We start from the raw sequence: 14,841 nt of genomic DNA on the forward strand, positions 1-14,841 counted from the left end.
CCAAACCGATGCTGACTATGTAGAATCGACAAGGGTCAAAAATAGACAACCTATCATATTGAAGGAGCTTATTCTCATGAAAAACGCTATTGGGGTTCACGAAAGGCCTCCAGCTCTGCAAAGCTTTCTGCTTAGCCTGCAGCATCTTTTTGCCATGTTCGGCTCAACCGTGCTTGTTCCGAATATACTCGGCGTCGATCCGGCAATCTGTTTGCTCATGAACGGAATCGGAACGCTGCTTTATCTCTGGATATGCAATAACAAAATTCCGGCTTATCTGGGCTCCAGCTTTGCCTTTCTCGCGCCAGCAGGCGCCGTTATCGGTGATCATGCATCTGGCGGCAGCTATGCGGCTGCTCTAGGCGGATTTATCATATCGGGCGTCATTTTCACGGTCGTTGCGCTTATCATTCAAGCAGCCGGGACGGGCTGGATCAACGTTGTATTTCCACCTGCAGCGATGGGTGCAATCGTCGCGATTATCGGTTTAGAGCTTATTCCGGTCGCAGCACGCATGGCTGGCTGGATTAGGCCTACGGATGTTTCCTCTACTGCGGCATGGTCGCCTGACCCTAAAATGGTAGCGCTCTCGACGGTTACCCTTGCCGTAACGGTGCTCGGCTCGGTACTGTTCCGCGGATTCATGCGCATCATTCCGATTCTGATCGGTATCGTAACCGGTTATGTTCTCGCTTATTTCATGGGCTTTACCGATTTCAGCAACGTTGCAGCGAGCGGTGTTGTGCAGCTGCCGCATTTCACCACACCTGTGTTTGAGTGGACGGCGATCATTGCCATTGCGCCTGCGGCGCTTGTCGTCATCGCCGAGCATATCGGGCATTTGGTCGTTACCGGCAACATCGTAGACAAAGATCTATCGAAGGACCCCGGCCTTCACCGCTCCATGCTGGGCAACGGGATTTCTACCATCCTATCCGGGTTTGTAGGCTCCACGCCTAACACGACGTATGGGGAAAATATCGGCGTGCTTGCGATTACGAAGGTGTATTCGACCTTTGTTATCGGAGGGGCGGCCCTCATTGCCATCGTGCTTTCGTTCTCAGGAAAATTTTCATCGCTCATCTCCGCGATTCCAGGACCGGTTATGGGCGGCGTTTCCTTGCTGCTGTTCGGCGTTATCGCCGCTTCCGGCCTTCGGATGCTCGTAGAATCGAAGGTGGACTACAGCAAGCCAACCAACTTGTTTCTAACAACCGTCGTGCTTGTTACGGGCCTTAGCGGCGTGACTCTTACGATTGGCGATTTCTCTTTGTCCGGAATGGCACTCGCAACTGTCGTTGCGATTCTGCTTAGCCTCCTGTTTAAAGTGTTTGATGTACTTAAAATATCCAATGACCATGAAGCTTCAGGCCATTAAAGCATAGGAAAGGGGAGCCTCTCAGAAGGCTCCCCTTTGCTTAGTTTATAACTGCGCTTTAGACGTCGCTAGCAACCCACTCGGCAAGCAGCCTAGCGCCATATCCGGTTGCGCCAATAACCAAATGGCCACTGCAGCCTGACGCTTCCTTCAATCCGTTCATATCGATATGAGCCCACTTATACGAAGGGCTTGTGAATTTGCGAAGGAACAAAGCGGCGGTAATCGCTCCGGCTTCGCCAACACGGCTAATATTGCAAATATCGGCATAATCGCTTTTCAAATAGTCTTCATATTCATCCACAAGTGGAAGCTGCCACAATTTTTCTCCAACACCTTCGCCTGCGGTTCGGATCGCCTGCACCAGCCTATCGTCTCCCCAAATGCCTGCTAATTTCGAGCCGATTGCGCCTACGCAGGAATAGGTTAGCGTTGCCATGTCGACAACCCGCTGAGCGCCGATTTGACCCGCGTACACAAGCGCATCCGCCAGCACCAGCCGTCCTTCCGAATCGGTATTGCCGACTTGGACGGTCGTTCCGTTCGCATACCGAAGCACTTCGCCTGGCAGTAATGCATTGGCATCCGGCACATTCTCCGCTGCCGCAACCAACACGGCAATGTTCGCCGGGATGCCGCGCGCCGCGATAATGCTCAAGGCGCCGATTACGCCAGCGGCACCCGCCATATCCATTCGCATATCGCTAATGTCGTTGTCCCGCTTCAGACTAATGCCGCCTGTATCAAAGGTAATCCCTTTGCCGACTAGAACGGTAAGCGGTTTTGCCGGATCGCTGCAATATCGAAGATCCATGAATACGGGCGGATTGATGCTCCCGCGGCCGACGGCGGGAAGGCCAGCCATGCCGAGGTGCTCCAGCTCTTCACCCGTTTTAATATCGACACTAACCTCTACGCCCTCAAAATGCTCGCGAACGCGTTCGGCAAATTTAAGCGGAGTAAGCGCGTTCGATGGCTCGTTGGTCAGATCACGGGCCAGCATCGTGCCTTGCGCCCTGATTTCTCCAAGGCGAACCGCTTCGGCCAGACTCTCCTTACGCTCAGCCTCGATCAAAATAGCCGTTACGGAGCGATGCGTTTTTTTCGAACGGTAGCGATCGAAGGCATACGTCCCAAGCAGCCAGCCTTCCACCCATGCTGCAACGAAGGATTCTTCTTCCTCGTCCTTCCGTTTGCCAAGCGCCTCAAAGGAGATAACCGCCGATTGCAGTCCTTCCTGCTCCGCCGCTCGTCCAGCGGTTCCGGCTGCTTCGGTTATACGGAATGCGGCGTTTTGGCTTCTCTCGCCCACGCCAACGAACAGATAATGAGGCTGCTCGCCGTGGCCGTAGAACCATGTTACTTCTCCACGCTCGCCCATCCGCTTACGCGGCTCATGCTTTTCAAGAAACGAGGCCAGCAGCCCTCCGCTGTGCGCTTGCTCGAAGCTATCTTTAAAGACAGGAAATATAATCACCCGGCCCGCACCGCCCTGGCCTAGCTTAAAGATTGGCATAGCATTCATATCATTTCCTCCTCCCTATTCTTTCAAAGAACCGATCATCACGCCTTTTGCAAAAAACTTCTGGATAAACGGATAAATCATAATGATTGGCGTCACTACGATAACAATCGTCGCCATTTTGAGCGAATTGCCGGTTACATGCATTCTATCCAGCATATCGAGATTGGCGCCGCTTGCCATGTTGGTCAGCAGCCGCTTCAGCGATTCCTGCCTGGTCAACATCTCTTGAAGTAAAGTAGATAAAGGCCTCAAATCTGCATTCCGCACAAAAAATGCGCCCGTAAACCAATCGTTCCAATGGCTGACGGCATTAAACAAACTAATAACGGCGACTACGGGCTTGCTGAGAGGCATGATGATCCGCCAAAAAATTGCAAAATCATTATAGCCGTCGATTCGGGCAGCCTCTTCAAGACTTCCGCTAATCTGCTGGAAGAACGTCCGCATGATCAAAATATTCCAAACGCTATACAGAGATGGAATAATATAAACCCATATTGAATTGGTCAAATGGATATCTTTTAACAGGATATAATACGGAATCAAGCCGCCGTTAAACAGCATGGTGAAAAAGATAGCCATCGTGAACAGCTTGACGCCCGGCATCGTTCTGCTCTTCAAAGCGTAAGCCGCCATCGCGGTAAAAATGACGCTAGCCACCGTGCCGATAACTGTACGGAACATAGATATGAAGAAAGCCTGCATAATATTTCCGGAAGAAAACAGCTCTTCAAAGTTTTCGAGCGACAATGCGCGCGGCAGGAAGTAAATGCCGCCTTGCTCAGCGTCCTTGCCCTCATTGAAAGCAAGCGCGATTACATTAAGAAAAGGAAGAATGATAGTCAAGCATAACAGTATTAGAAGCAAGGCATTGATGATTCGAAAAGCCTTCTCCCCCGGAGATAATTTATACGTTTCGTTCAACGATGGTCATCCTCTCTAGCTGCGTAAAGGAAGAAGGGGCGCCTTCAGCCAACTTCGGAAGAAGGCGCCCGCTCCTCAACTTATTGCATAATCAGCTTTGTTTTTACATCTTTATCCTTTTGGTCTATAAGCGTCAAATATTCATCCAATCCCGCGGCATTAAGCTGTGCCGAGGCGGAATCTACGATTTTTTTCGCTTCATCCAAAGATTTGGTGTAATAAGCTCTGATCATGCTGTCCTTGTAATTATCAAGAGCCGCCTGCAATTGCTCGCCCTTCGCAAAAACCGAAAGGAACGACAATGGCCTGTATCCATCCACCAGGCGGGCATTGCTGCGAAGCTTGTCCCAGCCCCAGTATTCCGCCATTCTCTCCGGAGCAGCATTCAGCTCTGGATTAACGGAATCGCCGTAGAACATTTCACCAAAATCAACCAATTGATCTTTGTCGGTTGCACCAAGCGGCTCTCCCCAAGTGTTGCCCGCCACTTCAAAGCCCAGCTTTTTCCCTTGATCCGGATCGTTTTTCACGACATCCAGCACCTCTTGCTTCACGATGGGATTTCCCTTCTCGTCAAGCGTATAGTCTCTTCCTTCGATTCCGTACTGCCAGAGCAGCTTTCCTTCGCGGCTAGCTAGGAAATCAGCGAATTTCACGACTTCCTCCGGATGCTCAGTCGTTGCTGGAATCGACCATGCGCCGTAAGCCGTTTTATACGGTACCATCATTTGATAAGGACCATCAGTCGTGTTCATCGGTCCCATCGGCAAATAATGCTCGTCCTTGTTAAAATCCATATAGTTGTGCATGCCAATGATGGCGTAGGAGCCGTTCAGGGCGCCTTCTGTTGCCCGTGTCTCTTCCATTGTGAAGAACTCAGGGTCCATCAGTTTTTCACTCAAAAGCTTCTGCATGTACGCGACCCGCTTCATCGGATACTCCGTTTGGCTCTCGTGAACGATTTTCCCATCCGCATCGCGTTTAATGAGCTGATCGTTCTCCCCCCATACAAGGTCGGCGTACAGCGAGCTGTCTTCCCTGCCGCCGTGGTAGTCAGGACCAATCGGGTATACATCCTTGCCGTTTTTATCCTTGAAGCCGCCAGCTTTAATCTTCTTGGCCAGCTCGTAGAACTGCTCCGTCGTGCGAATTTCTCTTGGATCGATTTTTAGCGCTTCGGCAATATCCTTGCGGATATACGGGCCTGCAACATATTTCCGGACGTTGTAGCCTGGCTGGCGCCAAATATTCATATGGGCAAGGTAGGATGATCCATTGAATTCAGGACGGAACATCGAGCCGTATTTCGTATCCTTCGGGAGGTATCCTTCCTCCATATACTTGCTGTATATTTTCGTATCTTTAAATAGAGGCGTTAGATCCGTAAACATTCCTTCGGCTGCCGCTTTCAGGATGACCGCCATCTCAGGACGCCCGCTGTTGTCCAAATAATACGCGATGAAATCGGGCAGATCGCCAGAAGCGATGCCGGCTGCCAGCAATTCGGTGGAATCACCTCCCTGAACCGCCTGCATTTCAAGCGTGATGCCTGTCTTTTTCTTAAGCTCGGCTGCAATTTCCGGGTTCATTTCAGTGTCGATGTCGCTGTCCATAAACACAAGTCCTTTGATCGTACGATCAGCAATCCAAGTCTCCGGCTTGCCTGCTGCCGAATTATCCTTCGAGTTCCCAGCGTTTGCTTGTTCATTGTTCCCATTCCCCGAGCAGCCCGCTAGCAGCAAAGCAGCAACAATTGGTGTAATGAGCAGCTTACTCCATCTTTTCATGTATGATCTCTCTCCCATTCCTATCTGTCTGATTTATGAAAAACGTGTTAAACGCTTCTCCGAAGGAATACTTGCTTTACCATAACGAATTGTCCGATACTTTTCGGGTTACCCGGTTAGCTAGAACGACGAGCACAAATCCGATCAAGCCTTGCATAAGACCAACTGCCGTCGCATAACCAAATTGCGCGCTTTGAATACCGACGCGGATAATGTACGTGTCCAACACGTCGGAGAGATGCATATTGCCCGGCGTTCTCATCAAATAAAGCTGATCGAAGCCCGCAGTCATAATGCCTCCCAATGAGAGGATAAACACGATAACGATTGTCGGCATAATGGAAGGCAGCGTAACGTAGCGAATTTCCTGCCATTTGTTTGCTCCATCTATTTTGGCTGCTTCGAATAGATTCGGGTTAATGCCGGTAATTGCCGCATAATAGATAATCGAGCCCCAGCCAATCGTCTGCCAGATGTAGCTCCAGAACATCATCGGGTAGAAATACTTGGCATCCATCGCAAAAAAAGTGCTGCCGTCGCCGCCGAACCATTTGATCACTTCATTAACGATTCCGATCTCCGGCGCAAAAATCCGCTGCATCAAACCTACGATAATGACCCAAGACAGAAAATGCGGTAAGTACATAATGCTTTGTGTCAGTCCCCTAAACCACTTGCTTCTCACTTCATTGAACATGAGCGCCAGCAATATCGGAAAAGGCATCCCAAGCAAAAGCTTCATGCAGCTGATAACGAGCGTATTGCGAATGAGCTGCCCGCTTTGATAATCGTCAAAAAACCTTTTGAAATATTCCATTCCGACCCACGGGCTGTTAAAAATGGTCGTGTTGAACTTGTACTCTTTAAATGCGAGAAGAAGTCCCGCCATCGGGATGTAATTAAATATTGCAAAAAACAACAGGCAAGGCAGAACCATGATGTACAAATAACGATGAGTAGCAATTCTTCTTAGCTGCTTGGCTGCCGAACTCGCGTTCATGAGGGTGCAGTCACCTCTTCTCTAAATTTTCACCAATACGTTTACTCGCTTGTGCCACTGTTTTCTCAAACCAATCCCAGCCTGACCCAACCTCTTCCGGCTTATGGGAGTCCGAGCCGAATACGAGCGGGATGCCGCGCTGCAAGCATTCGCCCATGAACCATTCCGGCACATAGGCTCTTTCACAGGTTGGCTTTCGGAATCCTGCCGTGTTCACGTCTACGCCAGCTCCAGCAGCTGCAAGCTTCGGCAAAATGCAGTTTAGTCTGCGCGTGACCAGTGTCTCGTCCAGTTCCGGCAATGCAAGGCGGAATTTCTCAATCAAATTGATATGTCCGATTCTTTTGCGGCACGGTAGGTCGGCTGCCCATTCAATAGCCGCTTCGACATGGTTGTAATACTCTTCTGCAGCCTTGTCCATTGAGCCGTAATACTTGATCAGCTTGTCCATGAACGTCTCAGGCGTGTAGTCGATGCACTGGTTGCCTCCGATTCCAGGCAAGTAATGAACCGAAAATACAACATCCTCTAGCCGCTCTCCGTATTTGTCGACCAACCGTAATGCAAAATCAGGGTCTTCGGGCAAATAATCCAGCTCGAGCCCAATCGTCGTCTCGATTCTGCCTTCATAGCGCTCCTTTGCTTTTCTTGCTTGGTCAAAATAGAGCGGCAGTTCTTCTTCTTTCATGGCCAGCTGATTCATCAGCGGAAGATCGTCGATGTATCCTGCTGGCAGCGGGGGATGCTCACTGAATGTGTATCGCTGAAATCCGAGCCGGATCGCCTGCTCCAAATACTCCTCCATGCTCGAGCTGCTGCCGTGGCGGCAAAAATTCGTGTGTGTGTGTCCATCCCATTTTAATACCATTTTTCTGCTCCTTTTGGTGTTGTCTGCCCTTCTGCTGGCCTCGCATACGAGAGACAATCACATCGTATAATGTTAGTTGTCATTTGACAATATGTTTGATCAAACATTAACACAATCTCAATAAACAATCTATGTTTTGTTAAGACAGCGTTAAAATTCATTGATTTATCAACGTTTTATCAACGTTCGGTCAACGTCGACCAAACATTTCCTCTTATCTTTCGCAAATGTAAAAATGTCTGTTTGCCTGTTATTAATGTTTGATCTCACATTAAAAAAGAGCCATACGCGCATCGTTATGCGCCGTACGGCTCTTTCTGTTTATTCCATCTATTTTATTAAAACCATTAATCGATTACGGGAGCTTCTATCCATTCGACTTCGTTTTCCGCAAGATGCTCTGCCCAGCCCTCAGGGCAAGGACTGTCGGATATGACCGAGTCAACTTCCTCAAAGGACAGCATATGAGTGAACGAGATGACGCCAAGCTTGGAGTGGTCCGCCAATACATAAACCCGCTCCGCCGTCTGCGCGAAAATACGCGACATCGATGCCTCGTCCGGATCGTAATCGCTGATGCCGCCGGGCATCGAAACGCCGCCTGACGACAAAAACGCTTTGCTGACGCGGAACTGCTGCATCGTCCTCTCGCAAATGGAGCCGCTGATTGACTGCTGCTCCGGATTAAGCTCTCCGCCGAGCAAAATGATCTTTCCGCTAAACCTGCCTTGGTTTACGCCGTCCATCAGACCGATCGCGACGGATACGCTGTTCGTCAGCACCGTCAGCCGTCTTCTTCCCGTAATCGCCTTGACCAGCTCAAGCGCTGTCGTCCCAACGTCAATCGCAATCGTATCTCCATCTTCGATCAACGCTGCCGCGCAGCGCCCGATCGCTTCCTTTTCTTTGACCAGCTTAAATTGCCTTTGCGTAAAAGGCGCTTCGGATGTCTGGAACAGCGGCTTTGTCGCTCCTCCGTATACGCGGCGCAGCAGCCCGTCCTTCTCTAGAACGTCCAAATCCCTTCGAATCGTTTCGGGTGATACGTTAAATTGCTCCGCGAGTGGAACGACTCTGACCTTCCCTTCCGAATTCAATAGATTGATAATCGTTTGCTTGCGCTCTTCCGCCAGGACCGACACTCGTACGCACCTCATTTATCGATTATTAGTTTTTATATTGTGGATTTTTGTGGATTTCCGTTTTTAATTCTAACGCACGAGCAGACCGCTTGTAAACTAATAAACGCATTATTTACAATTGATAGCTCTTGTTTTAACATCAAGAAAACAGTACAGCTATATGATTGGTTGCAGTGAGTTTATGTTTGATTTTGTTGCATTATCGATTATAGGAGTGATTAATATGAAGAACTTCCCTATAGAAGCTCTTGCCCATTGGCAATTTGCCCAATCGCGCATTAATTCCGGTTCGATAGAAGACGCCAGCCTAATACTAGAGGATTTAAGCGGCAACGGGAATGCTTTGCAGCTCGCCTCTATCGGCGATCAGACTAAGCCTTATGCCCGCGATATCTTGCAGTGGTCATCCGATGGCGGTTCGCTCCAATTCAACAATCGGAAAGACAATGCTGTGCGGCATTATTTCCAAACGGCCAGCGGCTCTCCTTTGAATGAGGCTGTATTCGAGGAAGGCTACACGATCGAGGTCATTTTGAAGCTGCCTGAGCATTTCGACGAGCAACAGCACAGCTGGATGGGCATTCTAACGAGGCAGGGACAAGGCGCCGAGCTAGGCAGACAAGGGGAGAACGGCCTGCTTGCTACATTGTCGGTATCGAACAATAAGGAATTTCAATGGGTCAGCTTCGACTCTCGCTCCTCCTATCCGATCACGCATTGGTCGCGGTGCATAGAAAGTAGCGAATGGCTGCATGTCGCAGCAGTGAATGACGGTCATTTAACCTCTCTATATGTAAATGGCATTTGTGATTTCCGGCTTACCGATCAAATCACGAATGGAATCGCAGCGGTTGCGGGAAAAGGCTGGAACGTCGGGGCATCCGAATGGGCGAATGAGATTGAGCAGTGCTTTGCCGGAAGCTTGAAGGAGATACGCATAACAGGGAGAGCGTTATCCCCGCAGGAGTGGCTGACTGGCCCTGTAGAAATGCAGCATCTGCAAGGAACCAATGATGCGATCCCGCTCCTCTCTGGAGCCGCAAGCTATCAATTTCTGTTTATTCCCGACGCTCAAAAAATGGTACAGTACAACGCGGAAATGTTCACTGCCCAGATGGCTTGGGCTGCGGAGCATGGCAACGGCAAACGAATCGCGATGACCGCCTTCGTAGGCGATATCGTTGACGGCAGCAGTGATGCTGCGCAGTGGCAAAGATCCCATGAAGCAATTTCCTTGCTCGATGAGAGCGATGTGCCCTATATGATGACAGCCGGCAATCATGATTACGGAATCGGAGACCCTTACCTTCATTATTACGGTCCTGAAAGGTTCGCTCATAAAACGTACTGCAAAGGCTTCTCTCCCTCACGCTACAGCTCGTGTGCGGTCATTGCCGCCGGCTCCTATGAATATGTTTTCCTCATGCTGGACATGCTTCATGTCAAAGAGGATTTAGACTGGGCGAAGCATATGCTAAGCGAGAACAGCAAGCTCCCAACCATTCTCGTCTCGCATGATATGTTGGACTGGACGATGAGCGGCGGACGGAGGCTGCCGGTTGACTCCGAGACCGGCAGCTTCATCTGGCAGCAGCTCGTGGACAGCCATGATCAGATTTTTATGACGGTTAACGGCCATTACTTCAACACGGCTCATCGCATCAAGCAGAATCGGTACGGGCATGATGTCATTCAATTGCTGGTCAACTACCAGAGTGAATATCGCGGCGGGAATGGCTGGATGCGGTTGGCGGAATTCGACGAAGCCGCCGGCCGGATATACTTTCGCACTTATTCGCCATGGGTCGAGCATTTTGCCAAGCGTCCATTAGCCTACCCGGACTTCAAATATCTGACCGGCGAATACGACCATTTCGAAGTGCCGTGGCATTTTCAAAGCAGGTTTAATTTTCGTTAAGAGGCTGCGCTTGCGCCCCTTTCCTTTCCTTCTCCTTGTCCGATGCTGTTCGTGACTCGGAAGGCGTTATCCCGTAAACCCTGCGGAACAATCGAGTAAAATAAACCGGCTCCATTCCAATATAAGACGCCGCCTGCCGGATCGTCAGATTCGGCTGCTCGGCGAGCAGTAACGCGGCTGTACTTAGACGTAATTGCTGCAAATATTGCAGCGGTGTCATTTGCAGCGAATTTCTAAACAGACGGGTGAGATGCTTCTGCGAATAACCGATATGTGCGGCAAGCTCATCCATCGTAATATGGCGCTCCAGATGATCATGCAAAAAACGAACGGTAACATCAACGATGGGATGGGCAGCACCTTCCGTTTGACCTGTGAGCGTTGATATAGGTACCTTCGAATTAGGCTGAAGCTGCTTCTTCAGCTCTAGACAAAAGGCAAATAAAAACTCCGTCGCGGCCCAATCATCATGCTGCGGCCCTGATAAAGACCATATTTTTTTCAAAAGCTTATATAATCGCTCTTTCTCCTTGAATGGGCAATGAAACGAATCACCCCCGAAACCCCAGCCAGCCAGCAGCCCAGCCTCCTTCTCAACGAAGGTTACATATCCGACATACCAAGGCTCATCGCCCTCCGGCATATACTCATGCGGCCTGCCGGCCGGTATATACAGCAGCATATGCGGCTGTAGGATGTCCCATTTATCCTGCCCAGGCATACGAAATCTACCCCTGCCCGAAAAGGTTAAAAACAGTTGGTTCGCCGAGAATCCTCCCAAGCGGGTAATTGGCGTCTGGATCTCCGTTCCTGCCGTATAAACCGCAAACGGAAGCGCTTCATCTATTTGGTATAAGCTGTTGCTTCGCAAGCTGAGCAGTTCCAATGCATTTCCTCCAAAATGTCCATTTTGTCCTATAAGTTGTCTGTTTTGTCTCCTGAACAACCATCCTATCTAACGTTTATAATGAAGTCAAGCCAAGACCGAGAGGATGAGTGACCGATGATCAAAATTGATAAATTTTGGGAAAACCCGGAGAAGCTGCACGTGAACCGCGAGGCTCCGCGCGCTTACTATATTCCATATGCCGATTCTGCTGCGGCCAAAGAACGCCAAAGAGGACGTTCCCCTTATTATGAGACGCTTAACGGTAGCTGGAAGTTCAAGTATTACCCAAGCGTCCAGCAAGTAAAGGATGCTTTCTATGAAGAGGAAACCGATGTTAGCGCTTGGGATGATTTGATCGTGCCATCTTGCTGGCAGACAAACGGATACGACCAGCTGCAATATACAAACTTCAATTATCCGATCCCTTGTGACCCGCCGTTCGTACCGGATGACAATCCCGCCGGTCTATACGTCAGAGACTTCCATTTGCCGGACAACTGGACAGGCAAGGAGAAATATGCCGTATTTGAGGGCGTCAATTCCTGCTTCTACCTTTGGGTGAACGGCGCATTTGTCGGTTACAGCCAAGGCAGCCGCATGCCTGCTGAGTTTCTTATTTCTCCTTACCTTCGCCCAGGGCAGAACCGCATTGCCGTAATGGTATTGAAGTGGTGCGACGGCACTTATTTGGAAGATCAAGACGCATGGCGTTTTTCCGGTATCTTCCGGGACGTTTATTTGCTAGGCCGCGATGAAACGCATATCCGCGATGTTTTTAACAAAACAGTATTCACAGACGATTTCCAGCAGGCGTCTCTGCAAACAGAAATCGAAACTACGGGAACGCTTGAAGTCAAAGCCGAGCTGCGGGATTCCGCACATCAGCTTATCGCGGCCACACAAGCCGTCATTGCGAACCAAGGCTCGATCACCCTGGATATACAGAAGCCTATATTGTGGAATGCGGAAGCCCCTTACCTTTATGAGCTTTATTTGTATGCCGGCGAAGAAGTCATTAGATTCCATGTCGGTTTCCGCAAGGTCGAAATTAATGACGGCGTATTCCAAGTCAATGGACAAGCAGTGAAGCTCCGCGGCGTCAATCGTCACGACTCCCATCCCGAGCTTGGGCAGACGATTCCCGTGGACCATATGATTCAAGATTTGAAGCTAATGAAGCGCCATAACGTGAACACCATCCGTACCTCCCATTACCCGAACGACGCTCGTTTTTATGAATTGTGCAACGAGTATGGGTTTTATGTTGTGGATGAGGCGGATTTGGAATCACATGGCATGGGCGTGCCGGACGATGGAGCTGGCGGGTCTGCGCACAAGCTCGCTACTGATCCTACATGGAAAGCAGCTTACGTAGAGCGGGCAGCCCGGATGGTGGAAAGAGACAAAAACCAGCCTTGCATCGTCATGTGGTCGCTTGGGAATGAAGCCGGATACGGGCTTAACCACATCGCCATGGCGGAATGGATTCAGCAGAGAGATGACTCCAGGCTTGTGCATTACGAGGGTGCGGCCCCCCATTACGAAGGGCATGAGAATATCGAATCTCTCGACGTAGAGAGCCGCATGTACTCGTCCGTCCAGTATATCGAGGAATATGCCAAGGAAGAATCGAATAAAAAGCCGCTGTTCCTTTGCGAGTACAGCCATGCCATGGGCAATGGCCCCGGCGATTTGAAGGATTATTGGGACGTTATCCATCAGTATCCGAAGCTTATGGGCGGCTGTGTCTGGGAATGGTGCGACCATGGCATCAAGACCGAAACGACGGAAGGCCAGCCGTTCTTCGCTTACGGCGGCGATTTCGGAGACAAGCCGAATGACGGCAACTTCTGCATCGACGGACTCGTTTATCCGGATCGCAGGCCGCATACGGGCCTGCTTGAGCTAAAGCAGGTTATAGCGCCGGTTCATATAGAAGCGGTTGACTTAACAGGCGGCAAGCTCAGGATCAACAATTTGCATGATTTTATTGATCTGTCCCATCTCGGCCTTCACTGGAAAATAGAGAAGGATGGCCAAACAATCGAACAAGGCCAAATCTGGCAGCTCGATGCCGCTGCGCATGAGCACCAGCTCATAACTTTGCCTTATGCATGGCCATCAACTGAGGATGCTTATTATACGCTCAACTTATCCTTTTGGATGAACAAGGAAACCTCATGGGCGGAGATGGGTTACGAAGTTGCGTTCAAGCAGTTCACCCTGCTTGAGGCTGAATATTCCGATGAACCGGCAAACCTATCCGCTGCCTCCTTGCATGCAGCCGAGAATGATCGCGTATTGTCCATCGAAGGCTACGATTTCCGCTACGCCTTTGATTTGGACAAAGGATTGTTCGTGGAGCTTGCCCGCAATGGCATCGTAATGGTAGAGCAGCCGATGGGCTTCAACATCTGGCGGGCGCCACTCGACAACGATATGCATATCCGCAAGCAATGGGAGCTGCAAGGATACGACCGTGCTGTTATGAAGGTTTACAGCTGTGAATGGACGCGTCTGAGCGAGTCCACAATAGAAGTTCGCGCAGCATTCTCTTTAGGCGGGTATACGCAGAATCCGATTCTGCACGGCGAAGCCAGCTGGCAGGTTGACGCGGCTGGGGAAATCAAGCTTGACGTCCAAGTGAAAGTAAGGGAATCTGCAGCTTACTTGCCTCGCTTCGGGCTGCAGCTTACTATGCCAAGCGGAAATGAACAAGTCGAATACTTTGGCTACGGGCCGCATGAGAGCTACGTTGATAAACGCCAAAGCGTGCGCAAAAGCAGATATGTTACGACCGTGGACGAAATGTTTGAGCCTTATATTATGCCGCAGGAAAACGGCTCGCGTTATGGCACTCATTGGGCGGTCATATCGAACGAGCAAGGGATGGGCTTAAAGTTTGCCTCGCCGGAGCCGTTCTCGTTCAACGCGTCGCACTATACGCCGCTTGACCTTACAATCGCTGCCCATGATCATGAATTGAAGGCGCGGAAGGAAACTATCGTTCATCTGGATTACAAAATGAGCGGCGTCGGCTCCAATTCTTGCGGACCGGAGCTGCTGGATCAGTATCGCTTGAATGAGAAGCAGTTCCGCTTCGAGCTTCATATCAAACCCGTGTTAAGCGAAGACGAATAAACAAAAGGACGGAGCAGCGTATGATAGCTGCTCCGTCCTTTTTAATTGCCTGATCATCGCCAGTTGGTGAGGTTTGCGCTCCGTTAACACTATTTTCTAGACTTATTTCTGGAAAAGTAGCCCGTTTGATCATTATAGATCTACATTCTAGCTCTATTCTTGAAGAAATGGTGCGATAATCGCCAATTGGCGGAGTGTGCGGATGCATTAAGACTATTTTCTAGCCTTATTTCCTCGCTTAAGGTCATTTTTTACAAAATAGAGCTAGT

General features: G+C 50.0%; 10 protein-coding genes. 3 read left to right on the top strand and 7 right to left on the bottom strand.

Going from position 1 to position 14,841, the window contains the following annotated elements:
* Positions 1 to 76: 76 nt before the first annotated feature.
* Entirely contained in the window at positions 77 to 1,378 is a 1,302-nt protein-coding gene (gene uraA, locus ADU23_RS01700; RefSeq protein ID WP_053372162.1) for a uracil permease, read from the top strand.
* Positions 1,379 to 1,436: 58 nt separating this feature from the next.
* Here the strand turns inward: uraA and ADU23_RS01705 are convergent, their stop codons facing one another.
* From ADU23_RS01705 to ADU23_RS01730, 6 genes are all read right to left on the bottom strand, one after another.
* Positions 1,437 to 2,903, bottom strand: a complete 1,467-nt coding sequence (locus tag ADU23_RS01705) for a leucyl aminopeptidase family protein (RefSeq protein ID WP_231637287.1) — start codon at positions 2,901 to 2,903, stop codon at positions 1,437 to 1,439.
* A 15-nt stretch (positions 2,904 to 2,918) separates the two neighbouring features.
* Entirely contained in the window at positions 2,919 to 3,827 is a 909-nt protein-coding gene (locus ADU23_RS01710; protein WP_053372163.1) for a carbohydrate ABC transporter permease, read from the bottom strand.
* Between the two features lie 80 nt (positions 3,828 to 3,907).
* On the bottom strand, positions 3,908 to 5,614 hold the full coding sequence (locus ADU23_RS01715) for an extracellular solute-binding protein (RefSeq protein ID WP_053372164.1): 1,707 nt from the start codon (positions 5,612 to 5,614) through the stop codon (positions 3,908 to 3,910).
* Positions 5,615 to 5,690: 76 nt separating this feature from the next.
* Positions 5,691 to 6,614: an ABC transporter permease gene (locus tag ADU23_RS01720; RefSeq protein WP_053372165.1), complete on the bottom strand. Its 924-nt coding sequence runs from the start codon at positions 6,612 to 6,614 to the stop codon at positions 5,691 to 5,693.
* A 10-nt stretch (positions 6,615 to 6,624) separates the two neighbouring features.
* A complete protein-coding gene (gene hisJ, locus ADU23_RS01725; protein WP_053372166.1) occupies positions 6,625 to 7,482 on the bottom strand; it encodes a histidinol-phosphatase HisJ in 858 nt (285 codons plus the stop codon).
* Positions 7,483 to 7,829: 347 nt separating this feature from the next.
* Positions 7,830 to 8,624 carry a DeoR/GlpR family DNA-binding transcription regulator gene (locus ADU23_RS01730; RefSeq protein ID WP_053372167.1) on the bottom strand — a complete coding sequence of 265 codons (795 nt, stop codon included), beginning with the start codon at positions 8,622 to 8,624 and terminating at the stop codon, positions 7,830 to 7,832.
* Positions 8,625 to 8,847: 223 nt separating this feature from the next.
* Between ADU23_RS01730 and ADU23_RS01735 the strand changes: the two genes are divergently transcribed.
* Positions 8,848 to 10,542: a LamG-like jellyroll fold domain-containing protein gene (locus tag ADU23_RS01735; RefSeq protein ID WP_082310962.1), complete on the top strand. Its 1,695-nt coding sequence runs from the start codon at positions 8,848 to 8,850 to the stop codon at positions 10,540 to 10,542.
* Here ADU23_RS01735 and ADU23_RS01740 read toward each other — a convergent pair.
* Positions 10,529 to 11,428 carry an AraC family transcriptional regulator gene (locus tag ADU23_RS01740; RefSeq protein ID WP_063845926.1) on the bottom strand — a complete coding sequence of 300 codons (900 nt, stop codon included), beginning with the start codon at positions 11,426 to 11,428 and terminating at the stop codon, positions 10,529 to 10,531. The two genes, ADU23_RS01735 and ADU23_RS01740, sit on opposite strands and share 14 nt — an antisense overlap.
* A 117-nt stretch (positions 11,429 to 11,545) precedes the next feature.
* Here ADU23_RS01740 and ADU23_RS01745 point away from each other — a divergent pair, with 117 nt between their 5' ends.
* On the top strand, positions 11,546 to 14,572 hold the full coding sequence (locus tag ADU23_RS01745; protein ID WP_053372168.1) for a glycoside hydrolase family 2 TIM barrel-domain containing protein: 3,027 nt from the start codon (positions 11,546 to 11,548) through the stop codon (positions 14,570 to 14,572).
* The last annotated feature ends 269 nt before the right edge of the window (positions 14,573 to 14,841 follow it).

This window comes from Paenibacillus sp. FJAT-27812, from assembly GCF_001273905.1.
GTDB lineage: Bacteria > Bacillota > Bacilli > Paenibacillales > Paenibacillaceae > Pristimantibacillus.